The following is a 16,568-nucleotide window of genomic DNA, read 5'->3' on the forward strand; positions in this document are numbered from 1 at the left end:
AGTTAGTTAAGCTTCTAACGCTTTAGCTATTAAGTAATCAATATACTTTTTATGCGCTTTAGTTGCTGTATCGGCTCCCCATCCTACGCTTGTATCAGCTATTTGTGTTAACTGATAGAGCGCGGCAGTTTTTGCCAAATTGTCGTGTTTACTGGCTTTGCCTAGGCCTGCAATAGCAATAAGCTGATTTACATACTCAATTTGTAGATTGCGGCTAATAGACGTGCTCTCTTTGCTATCAACAAAAATACTGGCAGTTAGGTCGTCCATAAATTGCGTTAGGCTATATTCGTTACCGTACAACGCGGTGTCTGAAATACGCAGCATAACAGCAGGGTGCAGCAATTGCGCAAGTACTGTTTTTTGCATGCCTAAAATCATTTTGTGCGCTTTAGGGTCTTCATTTTTACCATAATGGCTAAAACCACGACGCTGTTGCTGTAAATAGTTATACAGTGGTTGCATGCTAGTGAGTACATCTGGCGCAAATACATATTTAGCAAGTATGTTCATTGCTTCTGTTTGGCGCTCAAGCGGTACGGGGGTAAAAGGTTTATCAGCATGCTGGTCGCCCACAACGGCACGTTCAACATATACGCCACCTATTTGGCGAGAAACAATGCCCGCTTGCGAGCGGTATTGGCCAAATAAACTATTAGCTGAGGTAACCAGTTGTTGGTAAGACTCACCTTTTACTGTGGCTTTATCTTTTAGCTCAGTAAATAGCTTATTAATTAGCGCCATACGGTCGGCGCCATAGGCTGCAGGGTTTGATGAAAGGTCGCCTATCATTACCCGTGGGTCTATATGGCGACCCGGTGCGCGCATGTCGTCGGCATCGTTACCAAAGGCAAGCGCATGCTCGCTAGAGCGCGCTAATATAGTATTTAGGCGTGCGCGCTCTGCGGCTTCATCTTCAAGGGCTGTGCTGTAGCCATAGTTTATAGCCCAGTCGTCATAAGGGCCTGGTTTGGTTTGAAAAATATCGCCTTGCTGTACACCAATGGGGGCTATGTTGGCCGGCGCATAATCCATCACTGAGCCTGTAACTATGCCTTGGGTTTTGGTTTTATCATGAACCTCTTTTTCATCCCACAAAATAGACGATTTCATATTGTGGTTTAAGCCTAGTGTATGGCCTACTTCATGAAGAATTAGCTGAGTTAAACCTTGGCGAATCATTTCATTGTCATCAATGGAGGCACCTGTTGCTAAGCCTTTAGCAAGTAATAGGTTTTGTTGAATTTCATGGCCTAGTGAGCAATTTAAATCGCCACTTGTGTGCAGGTTTTCGCCGTGGCTCATTGTGCCTTGTGTGTAAAGCGTGTCGTAAATCCAGCGGTTTTTCATAAACACAAACTCAAGCATAATGTCTGAGCCAAGTATTTCACCGGTTAGCGGGTTGGCAAGAGCTGGCCCGTAGCCACCAAATGGCGGTTTAGGTGATGATGTCCAACGTAATACGTTGTAGTTAATATCACCAGCATCCCAGGTTGCGTCATCGGGTTGTACTTTAACTTCTAGTGCATTTTTAAAACCGGCTTTTTCAAAAGCGCTATTCCAGGTAAGTACGGCATCGCGTATTGTGTCGCGCCACTCTACTGGGGTGGTATTTTCTATCCACCAGGTAATTGGCTTTACTGGCTCAGAAAGCTCAGCACTAGGGTTTTTCTTTTGTAGGTCCCAGCGTTTAATAACATCTTCATACGGTGCCCAATCGGTCGAGGTCATTAGATCAAATTGATTGGTGAAATAGCCTATGCGCGCGTCATCTTTACGTGGTTTATAGTCGTTTTTTGGTAATGCAACAAAAGAGTGCTGCACCTTTACAGAGACATTGCGCGGGTCGCTTACTGCGCTTGTACCACGCACGGTGGGGCTGGCATTACTAAATACGTAATCTACAACCACATCTAAGTTATTTGGGTAAGGACGCTGCTTAACAATACGCGACTTTTTACTGTTTAATTTACCCACTTTAAAGCGTTTTTTAGCTTTTTTATCGGCTGGGTTTGGCGTTGGCGATACCTTGTGTAGCGCCTCACTTAAAAATAGCTTGTTGACCATAAAGGCTATTTTTCCTTGCTCTTCTTTTTCTATTTTAATGCTGGCTAAAACGGCTTCGCTAATATTGGCATTGCTTGCTTTGGCAATGGCACTGTTTTGATCAAATTTATAGCGAGGGGTTTTGCTAACTATATCTATGCGGTCAAAGTATTTTCTAAACTCAATAAGCTTGGTTTCTCTATAGGCACCGCGATAATGCCCAGCATCAGTGACACCGTCCACTGTATGAGCAAAGTATACAAAAGGGGTGTTAAGCTGCGATTCGCTGATCACCATTAAGTGCTCACCGGTTTTTGGGTCTTGGTATAAATTAAAAATACCTGAAAATTCGGTTTGTCCTTCGACCATTTCGCTTAGGGTTTGTGGTTTTTTGTCTTCTTTTTTATCGCTAGCCAGTGCGTGGCCGCTAAGCGCTACACTAAGTGTTAGCGCAAGGGTTGTTAATTTCATTGTAATAATCTTTTTCGCTGTTATTTATTTAGTGTGACTGTACGTAAATTAAAATTTGTTCGCACATCTTCTCGATGAAATAATAGCCCAAACCTGTAATCTTTTGATTTTAAATGGTAAAAGTTTGTAACAAAATATAATAAATGCGATGAATAGCAGGTGTTTGTTAACGGGTACACAGCTATATTTAGTTCCCAATTTTATTTGTAACAGTTGCTTACAAATGTCAGGTTAATGTTTTATTGCGCTCTGTTATTATAGTGTTAGTAGAAATATGAGGTAATTAGGATATGCAATCAAATTCACTGAGATGGGTGTTCCCATTTGTAGCATTAGCCATTGGTGTAGTGGGCTTTATGGGAATAAACGCTATTGCACAAGAAGATCAAAGTAAAACAGCAGTAGATACACGCCCCACCGTGCAAGTTGAGCCTGTAGAAGCTAATAATCATCAAGTAATAATAAACAGCTATGGCGAAATAAAACCATTAGAAAATACGCAGTTGGCGGCGCAGGTGTCGGGCGAAGTAATTAGCTGGCACCCTAACTTTGTAGCGGGTGGCGTGGTTTCTCGTGGCGATACACTTATTAGCATTGAAAAAGACAACTACGAAGCAGCCGTATTGGTAGCCGAAGCCGATTTAGCGCGTGCCAAAGCGGCCTTAATTGAAGAGCAAGCGCAGGCAAAAGTAGCCGAAGACGAAGCAAAGCGTTTTCCGAGTAAGGCACGTACCGACTTGTTTTTACGTAAACCGCAGGTGCTAAGCGCCCAAGCAGCGGTTAAATCGGCGCAAGCCGCATTAAAAAGAGCGCAACGCGATTTAGAAAACTGCGATATAAAAGCACCTTACGATGCGCTTGTTATAAGTCGTAATGTGGGGGTAGGCCAGTTTGTGGCTATGGGCGCACAAGTGGCCGATTTAAATAATATAGAAACAGCAGAGGTTATTATTCCTATTGCTGGTTTTGATAGCGTATTTTTACCGGAGCGAATTAAGGGCATTAAGGCCACTATTATTCAAAAAGGCTTAAACAGTTTTACACGTGAAGGCGTGATTGACCGCGACCTAGGTATTGTAGATAACGCGACGCGCATGAGCAGCTTAGTGGTACGTATTGAAGACCCATACGGCTTAAAAACACAGCAACCGGCTATTAAATTTGGCAGCTACGTGCAGGTTAATTTTGCAGGCGCCATGCTTAATAATATTTACCGTTTGCCACAATCATTAGTTAATAACCAAACGGTGTGGATAGTTAACGAAAACCAAGAGCTTGAACCGCGCAAAGTAACCGTAGTGAGAGAAGAAGGCGAGTACTTTTATATTAGCAGCGGACTTAACGCCGATGATAAGTTGGTTACCACGTTACCTGAGTACCCACAAAAAGGCATGCAGGTTAAAGTGGCTGGCATGGGCGAGCCAAGTAACGCTAATACAAACACCGAAAGTAGCGCTGATGCGCAACAGTTGTAAGGTGTAAATTAATGAGCGAATCAATTGAAAAAAAACAAACAGGGTTAATAGCTTATTTTGCTAAAAACTCTGTTGCAGCCAACCTAATGATGGTTTTTATTATCATCATGGGGATTATTAGTTACTTAACCATTCAGCGCCAAATGTTTCCTAATGTAGAAATTAACTACATTAATGTTGAGGCAAATTACCCCGGTGCCTCACCACAAGAAATTGAAGAAAGCATTCTTATAAAAATTGAAGAATCACTAAAGGATGTGACCGAAATTAAAAAGGGCGTGTACCGCGCCTTTAGAAATGGCGGTAGAGCAAGCCTTGAAATTAACACCGATGCAGAGCTTACCGATGTACTTGATAAGGTAAAGCTGCGTGTTGATGGTATTGCAACCTTTCCTGCAGGTATGGAACCGGTCACCATAAGTCAGATTGAGTTTAGGCAAGATGTTATAGGGATGACCTTAGTTGCCGATTTGCCGCTGACAGAACTCAAACCAATTGCCAATCAAATTGAAGATGAGTTATTACAGCTATCTAACGTGTCGTTGGTAGAAAACGATGTGCCGCTTGATGAAATAGCCATTGAAATCGACCCAGACACTTTACGCCAATACAACTTAACCCTAAGCGATGTAATGACCGCTGTGCGTAATTACTCTGCTAATTTTTCGGCGGGGCAACTAACAACAGATGCAGGGATTATTTCTGTTCGGGTTGAAAACCAGTATTACTCCGGCGATGAGTTTAGGCAAATTCCGGTAAAAATAGGCGACTACGGCGCTAAGGTATTGCTTCAAGACATTGCTGTTATTAAAGACCAATTTACCGAAGGCGAGCGCTACTTTAAATTTAATGGCGAAAACGCAGTGTATATGTCGGTAAAGGCAACGCAAGATCAAAACATGATCCCCGTTGCCGATTCGGTTAAAGCATTTATTGAACAAAAAAATACCCAGCTGCCACCGGGCGTTAGGTTAGAGCCATTAATGGACATGACATACTACCTAAATGCGCGCCTTGATATGATGAAAGCTAACTTGTTTCAAGGAGCAATATTAGTCGCTATTATGCTTTCGTTATTCTTGCGCTTTAAATTAGCGCTTTGGGTAATGATTGGCTTACCAGTGTGCTTTTTAGGCGCCATGATGCTAATGCCTTTATTTGGTATAAGCATTAATATTATTTCGTTGTTTGCTTTTATTATGGTGCTCGGGATTGTGGTAGATGACGCCATAGTAATAGGAGAGGCCGCCTATACTGAGGTTGAAAAAAGCGGAGGCGGAGTTGAAAACGTCGTCCGTGGTGCTAACCGTGTAGCAACCCCTGCTACATTTGGTGTACTGACAACCATTGCGGTGTTTGCCCCGTTTACACTTTCAAGCGGGCCAGAAAGCGCCTTCTTTTACGGTATTGCCGTAGTAGTTATGCTGTGTTTAGTATTTAGCTTAGTTGAATCAAAACTTATTTTACCGGCGCACATTGCCCACACGCACTTTTCACCTATTAAAAAAGGGGGCTGGCGCGATAGGTTTAATACCCGCTTTTTTGGTTTTGTAAATGGCCCTTATAAGCGTTTTATATCGCGTTGTGTAGATTGGCGTTGGACAGTATTGTTTGGCTTTATTGCTATGTTTTTTATAAGCATTGCGCTGATCACATCAAATAAAGTACGCACTGTACCCACTCCTAAAGTGCCGCATGATTTTCCGCAAATTCAAATAGAAATGAATGACAATGTGTCTGATTTACAAACTATTGCAGCTATTCGTGAAGTAGAAGCCATGGTGTTAAGAGTTGATGAAGAAACAGAGCGTGAATTTGGCCAAAAAATAATTCGTGATGTACTGGTATTTAACCAAGGCAGAACGGAGTCTCAGTTACTTGCGCCGTTGGTTGATGAAGACTTACGCCCTTATAACGCGTTTGAACTTTCGCGCCGCTGGCGAGAAGCTATGCCAACCATTGCCGGTATTAAATCACTCACTATTGAAGATGATGTTGGCGGCGGTGGCGGCACTGGCGAAGGCGAATTTGGTTATTTACTGTTTGGCTCTGATATAGAAACACTTAATGCGGCAGGCCGTCGTTTTATTCAGCTATTGCAGCAACAAAAAGGCTTGTTTGATATAAGCTCGACCATTGACCCTGCTAGCAAAGAAGTGCAAATGAGCTTAAAACCTGTAGCTTACGATTTAGGACTCGACCTTGCTAACATTGCAAACCAAGTAGGCGCTAGTTTTTATGGTGGTGAAGCACAGCGTGTAATACGTAACGGCGAAGAAGTAAGAGTAATGGTACGTTACCCTAAACTGACTCGCGAAGCGTTTTCATCGCTAAAACACACAGTAGTTACTACACCGCAAGGGCGTGAAGTACTTTTAGGCGATGTGGTTGAATTAACCGAAACGCCGGGTATAAGCTATATTCGCCGTGAGGGCGGTTATCGTACTGTTTATGTGTACGGCAGTATTGATGAAGAAGTTATAGAGCCAGGCGAAGTAGTTTCGCAAGTAAAAGAAAACTTACTGCCGCAACTTAAAGAAGAATACCCAAGTGTAAAATCAGAGCTAGGTGGCGCAATAGAAGAGCAACAAGCGCAAGCTAATGAGCAGCTGCTGTTTTTTGTAGGCGGCATGATTTTAGTTTATATATTGCTTGCTGTACCACTTAAAAGTTATGCCCAGCCGCTTATTGTTATGTCGGTTATTCCGTTTAGTTTAACGGGGGCTATTTGGGGGCACTTTTGGTTTGATTTAGACATTAGCTTAATGTCGGGCTTTGGTTTAATAGCCGCGGCCGGCGTAGTAATAAACGACTCGCTGGTAATGACCGACTACGTAAACCAAGTACGCCGAGAGGGTGTAAGCGTTAAAAACGCGGTAATAGAAGCCGGTTGTGCACGCTTTAGGGCAATATTATTAACCTCTATTACAACCTTTGCTGGGGTTCTGCCCATAATGTTTGAAACCAGTTTACAAGCTAAATTTGTAATCCCTATGGCAGTAGCGCTAGGCTTTGCGGTAATGTTTGCAACACTAATCACCCTTATATTGGTGCCGTGCTTGTACATTATTTTAGGCGATATTGGCGGCGTGTTTAAAATGGCTTTTCGAAAAGTAGTTAGGCGAAAAGCCCCTATAAACCAAACCTCTTAAACTATTAAAAGCCAACTTTAACAAGTTGGCTTTTTAGTTATTTAGGGTTATATAAAAATCTCGGTTACATTCTTTTGTTTGAATAAGCTTTGCGCACGTTTTATAATCACTTTTTTCTGTTGGCAAATTAGTCGAAAGGCTAAGACGCAAAGTTTCCGGTCTAAGGTGTAAACTACGATAGCGGGGCTGCTGCATAATTTTTATACGGCATTGCTTGCCCTCAGTGTCGTTTTTGTGTATCCATATGATATGGATAAAATTTTGTGACTCTTAAGGTGTTACTGTGTTTATGCATACGTCGTTGGCCTGTGGAAAATGGTCAACTATAGGTTGTTTAAACCATCATACTCAATTGTTCATTGGGGATGTGGTTAGTGTAACCTTTTCAGACATGCAAGGAGTGCTTGTTGATTTATCGTTTGATTATAAAATCACCTCTTTAGAACAAGGTGAGCCTCATGCTTGGCCACGCTTAGTTGCTGAGTATATAAACGTGCATGTGCCCCTGGTAAGTGCAGGTAGAATGACCAAGCAAGGGTTAGTGGTTGGCTATCGAGATAACGAAATATTTGCCCTAGAAAGTAGCGGTATTAATAAGGCAAAGGTTGATTTTCATTGCATTGCAAAGTGCGATACCCCCGCTAAGTGCACCAACCAAGCATATGATTTTGTATACCCTAATGGGGGCGAGCAATACAACGCGGGTACTCGCGTACTGCAGCCTAAAACAGGTTGTATATACCAATGTAAGGCATGGCCATTTAGCCAATTTTGCAGAACCAATAATGATAAAGACCCAAGCTTTGAACCTGGTATCGGAAAAAGCTGGGCAATGGCCTGGACTAAGGTCTCTTAACGCTTTTAAAATAAAAACCATCTTCCCATGGGTGTAATGACAAGAATAAAATTGCAGTAATTTTAAAATTTGGACTTATACCTCAAGCCCACTCTCTATGAGTGGGCTTTTTTATTTTTATGATAAACTGCCTGCATTGTTATTTTTTATACGGTTTTGTTGTGTCTTTAAGTGAATTTTCTTCTCAATCATTAGCTCGTTTTCCTGTTGCTAAAAAGCAACCTCATCAATTAACTATGCACAATAAAACGCGCACCGATAACTACTACTGGATGCGCGATGATGAGCGCGAAAACCCAGAAATACTCGCCCATTTAGCGGCCGAAAATACATACTGCGATGAGCAACTAGCCGCAATAAAGCCACTTCAAAACAGTATTTTTGAAGAACTAAAAGGGCGCATCGTAAAAGATGACAACACGGTGCCGGTTAAAGATGGCAAGTACTGGTATCACTCAGAGGTACGTGGTGACGATGAGTATTCGCGTCATTATAGAAGCACAAGTATTAACACCGATAACAAGCAGTTACTACTTGATGTAAATGCTTTAGCTCAAAACCATGAATTTTACGAACTAGGTGAAGTCGCGCTAAGCCCATGCGAGCAATTAATGGCATACAGCGAAGATACCGAAGGGCGCAGAATTTACAGCGTACATTTTAAAAACCTGCAAACAGGTGAAATGCTCAGCGATGTTTTAGAAAACACCGAAGGGCAAGTTGTTTGGGCTAACGACAATAAAACCGTATTTTACGTTAAAAAAGACTTACAAACGTTACTGGGTTTTCAGGTGTTTAGGCATGAACTAGGCACAGCGCAAAGCCAAGATGTCATGGTGTATGAAGAGCACGATAAAAGCTTTTTTATGGGCTTGGGTAAAAGCCGTGACGAGAGCCTTATTATTATAGATTTGGCCACCACCGAAACAAACGATACCTGGGTGCTTGATGCCAATAACCCGCAAGGTGAATTTAACGCATTACTACCGCGCGAAGAAGGGCATGAGTTTGATATAGATAAACACGACGATACTTATTACATAGTAACTAACTGGCAAGCTAAAAATTTCAGACTGATGACGGCAACAAGCGAAACGATTGCAGATAAAACGCAGTGGCAAGAGCACACCGCGCACCGTGAGCATGTGTTGCTTGAAGGCGTAGAGATATTTGACGACTTTTTAGTATTAACTGAGCGCGAGCAAGGTCAAGCTCGCTTTGTTGTTATTAACCATGCTCAAGAGCGCATGGCGCTTGAATTTAGCGACCCATGTTACTATGCCGCTGTGGCGATGAACCCCGAGCCACAGGCGCGTTCGGTACGTATTTATTATTCAAGTCTAACCACGCCTGGAACGTTGTACGATGTTGATTTAGCCACGGGCAAAAAAACATTGTTAAAACAGCAGCAAGTACTGGGCGGGTTTGATAGTGCACTTTATGCCTCTGAGCGCTTATTCGTGACAGCACGCGATGGCGTGCAAGTACCTGTTTCGTTAGTTTATAGAAAAGACACCTTTACCAAAGATGGCACTAACCCGCTGTTTCAATATGGCTATGGTGCATATGGTTACACGATAGATCCGAGCTTTTCGAGTACCTCATTGAGTTTGCTAGATCGCGGTTTTGTGTATGCGATTGCACATGTAAGAGGCTCCGAAATGCTAGGACGCCATTGGTACGAGCAAGGTAAAAAAGAGCATAAACAAAATAGCTTTAGCGACTTTATTGATATTACAAAGGCTCTTGTAGAGCAAGGCTACGGTGATAAAAATAAAGTATTTGCCTCTGGCGGCAGTGCAGGTGGTTTGTTAATGGGCACTGTATTAAACCAAGCGCCAGAGCTTTACTTAGGTGTAGGGTGTCATGTGCCATTTTTAGATGTGTTAACCACCATGCTAGATGAAAGTATTCCACTTACCACTAACGAGTATGATGAATGGGGCAACCCAAACGATGAGCACTTTTATGATGTAATAGCCGCGTACTCACCGTACGATAATATTAGCGCCCAAGATTACCCGCACATTTTAGTCACCACAGGCTTGCACGACTCTCAAGTACAGTATTGGGAGCCTATGAAGTGGGTAGCAAAAATGCGAGAACTCAAAACCGATAACAATATACTGGTATTCAAAACCGACATGGATGCAGGGCATGGCGGCGCATCTGGGCGTTTTAAAAGCCTTGAAGAAAAAGCCCTCGAAATGGCCTTTTTTATTGCGCTTATAAATTAACTGCAAAATACGCAAAATGTATTAAGCTTTAATGAAGCACTGATATATAAAAGGTTATTTATGTTTGGAGCACATGGAGAGTTTTATATTTGCTCTCAGCCACCCACCATGTATTTAAAGCTAATGGGTAGTTTTAATAATGAAGGAATTACTTTACTAACGAATGGCGTGGTGAACGAACTAAGTATGCACCCCAAAGGCGCGGTAAAGTGTGTTGTGGTTAATCTAGAAGAATTTGAGTTAATAACTGTAGATAGCATGGACTCGTTAGAGGCGTACTTTGCCAGCGTAAAAGAGCGTGGCTACGAACGCGTAGATTACTTATATGCAAACATTATTGCTAAAAATATGTTCGAGAAGGTCTGGAGCAACAGCGATATTGAAGTTAACTTTTATAAAGACTCAGAAAGCTACCTACATCATCACCCAGACGATGAATACATTAAAACCTACTGGTAAATAGTCATTACAAGCCCCTATGCTACGGGGCTTATAATGCTCTCTAGGCAGTTTTTGTACCTTCTTGATAAATTTAACGAGATATTGTTTTTAAGCTTCACTTTATAGTCGCCGCTGTCTGTTGGCATAAGCTCTTTTATGGCATGTTTTCTAACTAGCGTGGAGCGGTGAATACGTATAAAACCTTCAGGCTCTAGCTGTTGCTCAATGTTTTTCATGGTTTCACGGTGTAAAACGGGGGCGCTGTTACCATTAAAGTGCAGCTCTACATAATTACCCGCACCGTTTATCCATACAATATCGTTAATATCTATTAAACGTACCTTTCCTACATCTTTAACAACAATATGTGCAGCAATGGGTTGCTCGTTTTCAGATGCGGCTTTAAACAAGCGCTCGGCTTGTGTGGCTAATGGGCATAAATGAATAAGCTTATCGAAGCATTTTTCAAGCCTTGAAGCGGTTGCATCGACTGTTAAAAAATCGACTGCGCCGACTTCAAACGCAAAATTAGCAAATTCAGCCGACCTAGCAATCACCACCACTTTCATTGTTTTAGCCAATTCAGTTAGGTGCACTATTTGAGTAGGATCATTTAAATTAGATAATTCGTAAAAAAGCACATTAAAACGAGAGGTATCTATTTGATCTAAACGCTGCTCGGGCAGTTGCGTTTGCGAATCAAAGTGACGGTGAGCTTGCACCTGCTGAGTTAAGAATGTTGCAAATTTGCTCGTGCTAACTCTAATTAGTGCATGAAAGTAAGTAATCATAAAAAATCCATCTCTAGAGTGTGTAGTTATAAAGACCGTGTATTTAATAAAAAATGTTAAAAAAATTTAATCTAATTTATAACAATCTGGGATAAGTACCTTCATCCCATATATCCTGCTGCTTGTACCTGACTAAGTGCCTATTAAATAATGCGCATAGTGTCTTAAAATTATTCCACTTAATGTTGAAATGTTTGTAACCAACCAGTTACAAAAATAACATTTCAGGGACATTATAGTATGAAAAAAATAAATAACTTAGATAGTCGTACATTTAAAAAATCTTCATTGTCTTTAGCACTTAGTGCGACAGTGCTTGCTGGCTTTTCTTTTCAAGGTATAGCCGCAGAAGAAGACGAACTAGAAAAAATAGAACGCGTGCAAGTAACGGGTTCTCGTATTCGTTCAGCCGAGGCGATGTCGTCTGCACCTATACAGGTTGTAAGTGGCGAGGCAATTGATGCATCGGGTTCTTTAAACATCCAAAACCTACTGCTAGAAAACCCAGCATTTGGCTCTCCAGCTATTAGCCGTACTAACTCTAACTTTTCGACGGCAAGCGCGGGGGTAGCTACTGTTGATTTGCGTAACTTAGGTTCAAACCGTACTTTAGTACTTGTGAATGGGCGCCGTTATGTATCGGGTGTACCTGGTAGCTCAGCAGTTGATTTAAATACCATTCCTAGTCAATTTATTGAGCGCGTGGAAATTATGACCGGTGGCGCATCATCAGTATATGGCTCTGATGCGGTTGCAGGTGTAGTTAACTTTGTACTAAAAGATGACTTTGAAGGCGTAGAGTTTGAAGGCCAATACGGCGAATCAAGCGAAGGCGATGATGAATCGCGCCAGTTTTCTTTTACCTCGGGTTTAACTACGGGTGATGGCAAAGGTCAAGCCATGTTCCACTTAGGCTACTCAGACCAAGGTGCTGTGTTTTCGCGCGATCGTGAGCGCTCTGCAGTAGACCAATTTTCAGGTATTTATTTTGAAGACGATCCGGCGGCAAACCCGGGTTCTATTTTTGAAGCCGTTAATCCGTTTTTCTCATCATTTCCGCCGCAAGGGCGTTTTGATGCAGGCGATACACGCTTTACTTACGATCCAAACAACAACTTACAAGACTCGTTTAGCACCAATGGCGGTGACGGTATAGATGCCAACGGCTTTAACCGAAGCGGCGTACGTACCATTGCTATACCAACAGAGCGCTACTTATTTGCCTCAAATGGTAGTTACGAGCTAACAGATAAACACAGCTTCTTTTTTGAAGGGACGTACGCATCTAGTACCACTATTTCAGAGTTAGAGCCTTTTCCGTTTGCCTCAGATGACATTTATGCCAATGGCCGCGTGCCAATTGAGTTTGACGTAAATGGCGAAATGCTCAGAAATGCCTTTGTGCCAGATGATATCTACAATGCAGCAACAGACACCGACGGTGATGGTGCTAGAGATATCTTTTTTGCAAAACGTTTAAGTGATGTAGGTAACCGTGGTGCCCGTGCAGAGCGTGATACATTCCGCTTAGCTGTGGGCTTTCAGGGTGAGATTAACGACAGCTGGTTTTACGATACCTACTATGTGTACGGTAAAACGAAAGAGTCGCAAGTATCAGGTGGCTTAGTAAATGTACAAAGCTTTCGCCAAGGTTTAGAGGCGGTAATTGATAGCCAAGATTTAGATGCGGATGGCATTACCGATGAAGCGATTTGTATTGATGCAACAGCGCGTGGCTTTAATTGTGCGCCAGTAAACATTTACGGATTTAATTCACTATCGCAAGGTGCAATTGATTTTGTAAGTGCACCAAGTACGCTTTCTACGTCGGTAGAGCAAGAAATTATTGGCGGTAATGTCTCAGGTGATTTATTTGAGCTGCCTGCGGGTATGGTAGGTATTGCGGCTGGTTTTGAATACCGCGAAGAGTTTTCTCGCAGTGAATTTGATGCCCTACAGCAAGCGGGCTTAAATGCCGGTAATGCAATTCCTGCAACCGAAGGTTCTTTTGATGTAACTGAATACTATGTTGAGGCTAACATTCCTGTGCTGGATGCGGTAACAATGAACGCGGCAGTCCGTTTATCTGACTACTCAACAGTAGGTAATACAGAAAGCTGGAACGTAGGTGTTGATTGGGAAGTGATGGATAGCTTACGCCTTCGTGCTACCCGTGCTCGTTCTACACGTGCGCCTAATATTGATGAGTTATTTTCACCGCCTTCGCAAACATTCCCTAGTGGTTTAAACGATCCATGTATAGGTGTTACAAACAGTGGCGGTGGGGCTGTAGGTGATGCGTGTCGTGCCGATGCGGGTGTTGCAAATAATATTGCATCAAACGGTGAGTTTACCCTTAACCAGTCTGATTTACAGGGTATTAGTGGTTTTAACCGTGGTAACCCAGACTTAAAAGAAGAAGTGGGCGACTCTGTGACTGTGGGTGTGGTATTTACCCCAGAGGAGCTAATTTCGGGCCTTGACGTTACCCTTGATTACTTTGATATAGAAATCACAGATGCGATTGTATCTACACCGCGCCAATTTATTTTAGACCAATGTTATGGCGGTGGTGACGATAGCTTCTGTAGCTTTATAACTCGTCGTAGCGGCCCTTCTGGTAATAATAGCGCAGGTTCACTTGAGTTTATTGACAGTGGTGTATCAAATAGTGGTGGTTTAGGAACTGAAGGTGTTGATTTAACACTAACTTACTCTGCCGATATTGGCCCAGGCGCATTTAGAACTCGCCTTGCATACACTTACTTGATTGACGGTTACACTATTCCGTTACCGGGTGCGGATAAAGATGAGTTTGCTGGTGAAATTGGCGCATCTGAACACAAAGCTAACTGGAACTTAGGCTATAAGCTTGATGACTTTGATTTTAACTGGAGCATGACCTACATAGGGGCTGCTGACTTTGATGATCAATTCTTAAGTGGCTTTGGTATACCTGCTGGCGGCGTGGGTATTGGCTCAGTAACCTACCACGATGTACAAGCAAGCTATCATATAAGTGACGCGGTAGAGCTATACGCCGGCGCTAACAATTTATTTGATAAAGAGCCTCCGCGTATACTTTCAGGTGTAAGTGGCTCAAGCACAGGTACTGAAACCGACGCAGGTACGTATGACCCAATCGGACAAACCTTCTATATTGGTTTTAGAAGTAAATTTTAAGCAGTTAATACTGCACAATTGTAGTTTTTCCAGCTTCACTTAATTAAGGAGCTGGTATTAACAAAAGCCCCAGCCGTTGCTGGGGCTTTTTAATGCCAGCGCGAAAAGGGTGGGCTAGTTTGCTTTAAAATTATTTATGCTCCGCTTAAACCAAAAACAACGCCACTGGTAACAGTGGCGTTGTTTAGTCAATAGGGGGCGCTAATATAGTATCCGAATCGCAAAGAAATTTACGATTCTCCCTATTTGTAGCCCTCCCCTTTTGAGGGCTTATTTTTTAGCTTAGTCTAAGTACGCTTTTAACATCCATACTAGTTTTTCTTGCTCTGAAATATAATCACCCATTAATGACGCTGTACCTTCATCATCTGCATCACCTGCTTGAGTAAGTACTTCACGTTGCATTTTAATTAGTGTGCTGTAGCCAGCTAATAGGTTTTCTACGGCTGCGGTACCATCGCTAATGTTTTTAGCTTCTTTAATTTCACTTACTTCTAAGTAATCAGAAAACGCATGTAGTGGCGCGCCATCTAACGTTAAAATACGTTCAGCAATTTCATCTACTTTTTCAAGTAGTAAATTATAAATCTCTTCAAATTTAATGTGTAATTCAAAAAAGTTACGGCCTTTAATATTCCAATGAAAACCGCGCGCATTCATGTATTGAATTTGGTAGCTGCTCAATAATGTATTGAGTGACTTAACAATGTCTTCGCTTTTTGCGCTGTTTAAACCAATTGCATTTACCTGTGACATACCTTGCTCCTTGATGAATCATTTATTTATGAACTGATGATCATTATTGCTCAGTGCTATTAATTAGTAAAATTGTTTAAACCAGTCAATGCAATAGGTTTTAACTATTAATAACGTGCAGCGCAATAAATCACTCATACAATATAGATGGGTTGAATTTATTAAAATTCTACCCCTTAACAATAAAATAAAGACAAAACATGGATAAATTATGATCTAAAACAAGTTTTCTACAAGGTTGAATATTGGCTATTTGATGTATTGATCTAAATCAGTAAATGCTTATGGCTGTAGCGCATAATTCACTCAAGCAAAATAAATATCTTAAATTTATTGGAGAGCGATTATGGATGCAAAAACAGTAAAACAAAATAAAGCAGAGTTAATAGTGGTAGGTATAGCCGTTATAGCATTTGTATTGGGGCTGGTGGCGCATTTAGCAGGCGCAAGTTTTGCCAATGCCGACACGTTTGGCTACATTGCCGCACCCATGCCACTTATTTTGGGGGTGATATTTTTAATCAGTTATAAAATAGCAGAGGCGGGCGAAGACTAGGCCGCTTCGTTAAGGCACTTAATAATGTATTCAAGCACCTGGCGAGAATAAATCATACTGGTATGGCTTAAATGAAACACTTTATGCTCAGCCATGCCTTTAAGCTTGGTTTCGTCTAGTAAAACGGTGCCATCGGACTGACTGCCTTTGACAATTAACGGCATTAACCCAATGGGCAAATCGCCAGCAATACTATAAAGCTTGGCCTTAAACGGCCAGTTACCATTTTTAGTGAGTAAAAACTCGACGCTGTTTTTTAAAAAGGTTTCAAACCCTTTTTGCTTCATCTTTTGCGCTATGTGGCTGCCTTGATGGGGAGTGCCAAGCGTAATCACTTTAGTGACATGGTGACTCGCTGGCGTGCCTGCCTCTAAGTAGGCGCGGGCAATTAATCCGCCCATAGAGTGACATACTAATGCAGAGGGCTCATCACCAATAAACTCATCAATTTGTTTAAATATGGTGCTTAAGTTAGGGTCGAGCGTATTGTAAGTGAGATTCAGTACTTTAACTCCAGACTGTTCAAGACGAGAGCAGAGCGGGCGCATAACAAAGCCCGACATATAAAGGCCGTGTAATACAATAACGTGGTTTATTTTCATAC

General features: G+C 42.0%; 11 protein-coding genes and 1 riboswitch. Of the genes, 7 read left to right on the top strand and 4 right to left on the bottom strand.

The window, feature by feature from the left end:
* Nucleotides 1–6: 6 nt before the first annotated feature.
* Nucleotides 7–2,517 carry a zinc-dependent metalloprotease gene (locus AN390_RS16780; protein WP_055255443.1) on the bottom strand — a complete coding sequence of 837 codons (2,511 nt, stop codon included), beginning with the start codon at nucleotides 2,515–2,517 and terminating at the stop codon, nucleotides 7–9.
* Nucleotides 2,518–2,807: 290 nt separating this feature from the next.
* Between AN390_RS16780 and AN390_RS16785 the strand changes: the two genes are divergently transcribed.
* The 5 genes from AN390_RS16785 (at nucleotide 2,808) to AN390_RS16805 (ending at nucleotide 10,696) form a co-directional block, all read left to right on the top strand.
* Nucleotides 2,808–3,992: an efflux RND transporter periplasmic adaptor subunit gene (locus AN390_RS16785; RefSeq protein ID WP_054983590.1), complete on the top strand. Its 1,185-nt coding sequence runs from the start codon at nucleotides 2,808–2,810 to the stop codon at nucleotides 3,990–3,992.
* Between the two features lie 11 nt (nucleotides 3,993–4,003).
* Nucleotides 4,004–7,144, top strand: a complete 3,141-nt coding sequence (locus tag AN390_RS16790; protein WP_055255444.1) for an efflux RND transporter permease subunit — start codon at nucleotides 4,004–4,006, stop codon at nucleotides 7,142–7,144.
* Between the two features lie 111 nt (nucleotides 7,145–7,255).
* Nucleotides 7,256–7,338, top strand: a riboswitch (cyclic di-GMP riboswitch).
* 95 nt (nucleotides 7,339–7,433) lie between these two features.
* The gene (locus tag AN390_RS16795; protein ID WP_055255464.1) at nucleotides 7,434–8,000 is read left to right on the top strand and encodes a hypothetical protein; all 567 of its coding nucleotides are present in this window, start codon (nucleotides 7,434–7,436) and stop codon (nucleotides 7,998–8,000) included.
* A gap of 119 nt (nucleotides 8,001–8,119) precedes the next feature.
* Entirely contained in the window at nucleotides 8,120–10,237 is a 2,118-nt protein-coding gene (locus AN390_RS16800; RefSeq protein WP_408003182.1) for a S9 family peptidase, read from the top strand.
* Nucleotides 10,238–10,297: 60 nt separating this feature from the next.
* The gene (locus AN390_RS16805) at nucleotides 10,298–10,696 is read left to right on the top strand and encodes a hypothetical protein (protein ID WP_055255445.1); all 399 of its coding nucleotides are present in this window, start codon (nucleotides 10,298–10,300) and stop codon (nucleotides 10,694–10,696) included.
* Nucleotides 10,697–10,713: 17 nt separating this feature from the next.
* Here AN390_RS16805 and AN390_RS16810 read toward each other — a convergent pair whose 3' ends face one another.
* Nucleotides 10,714–11,469, bottom strand: coding sequence for a LytTR family DNA-binding domain-containing protein (locus AN390_RS16810; RefSeq protein ID WP_024033980.1), 756 nt, complete (start codon nucleotides 11,467–11,469; stop codon nucleotides 10,714–10,716).
* A 240-nt stretch (nucleotides 11,470–11,709) separates the two neighbouring features.
* Between AN390_RS16810 and AN390_RS16815 the strand changes: the two genes are divergently transcribed.
* Entirely contained in the window at nucleotides 11,710–14,652 is a 2,943-nt protein-coding gene (locus AN390_RS16815) for a TonB-dependent receptor domain-containing protein (protein ID WP_029772910.1), read from the top strand.
* A 282-nt stretch (nucleotides 14,653–14,934) separates the two neighbouring features.
* On the opposite strand, the gene AN390_RS16820 is transcribed toward AN390_RS16815, so the two are convergent.
* Entirely contained in the window at nucleotides 14,935–15,408 is a 474-nt protein-coding gene (locus tag AN390_RS16820) for a Dps family protein (protein ID WP_004585992.1), read from the bottom strand.
* A 346-nt stretch (nucleotides 15,409–15,754) separates the two neighbouring features.
* Here AN390_RS16820 and AN390_RS16825 point away from each other — a divergent pair, with 346 nt between their 5' ends.
* Nucleotides 15,755–15,964 (top strand): hypothetical protein, encoded by a 210-nt coding sequence (locus AN390_RS16825; RefSeq protein WP_024033977.1) that lies wholly within the window; start codon nucleotides 15,755–15,757, stop codon nucleotides 15,962–15,964.
* Here the strand turns inward: AN390_RS16825 and AN390_RS16830 are convergent.
* Complete coding sequence (locus AN390_RS16830; protein ID WP_004585990.1) at nucleotides 15,961–16,566, bottom strand: alpha/beta hydrolase; 606 nt, start codon at nucleotides 16,564–16,566, stop codon at nucleotides 15,961–15,963. The two genes, AN390_RS16825 and AN390_RS16830, sit on opposite strands and share 4 nt — an antisense overlap.
* Nucleotides 16,567–16,568 lie beyond the last annotated feature (2 nt).

Source organism: Pseudoalteromonas sp. P1-11 (assembly GCF_001399995.1).
GTDB lineage: Bacteria > Pseudomonadota > Gammaproteobacteria > Enterobacterales > Alteromonadaceae > Pseudoalteromonas > Pseudoalteromonas atlantica.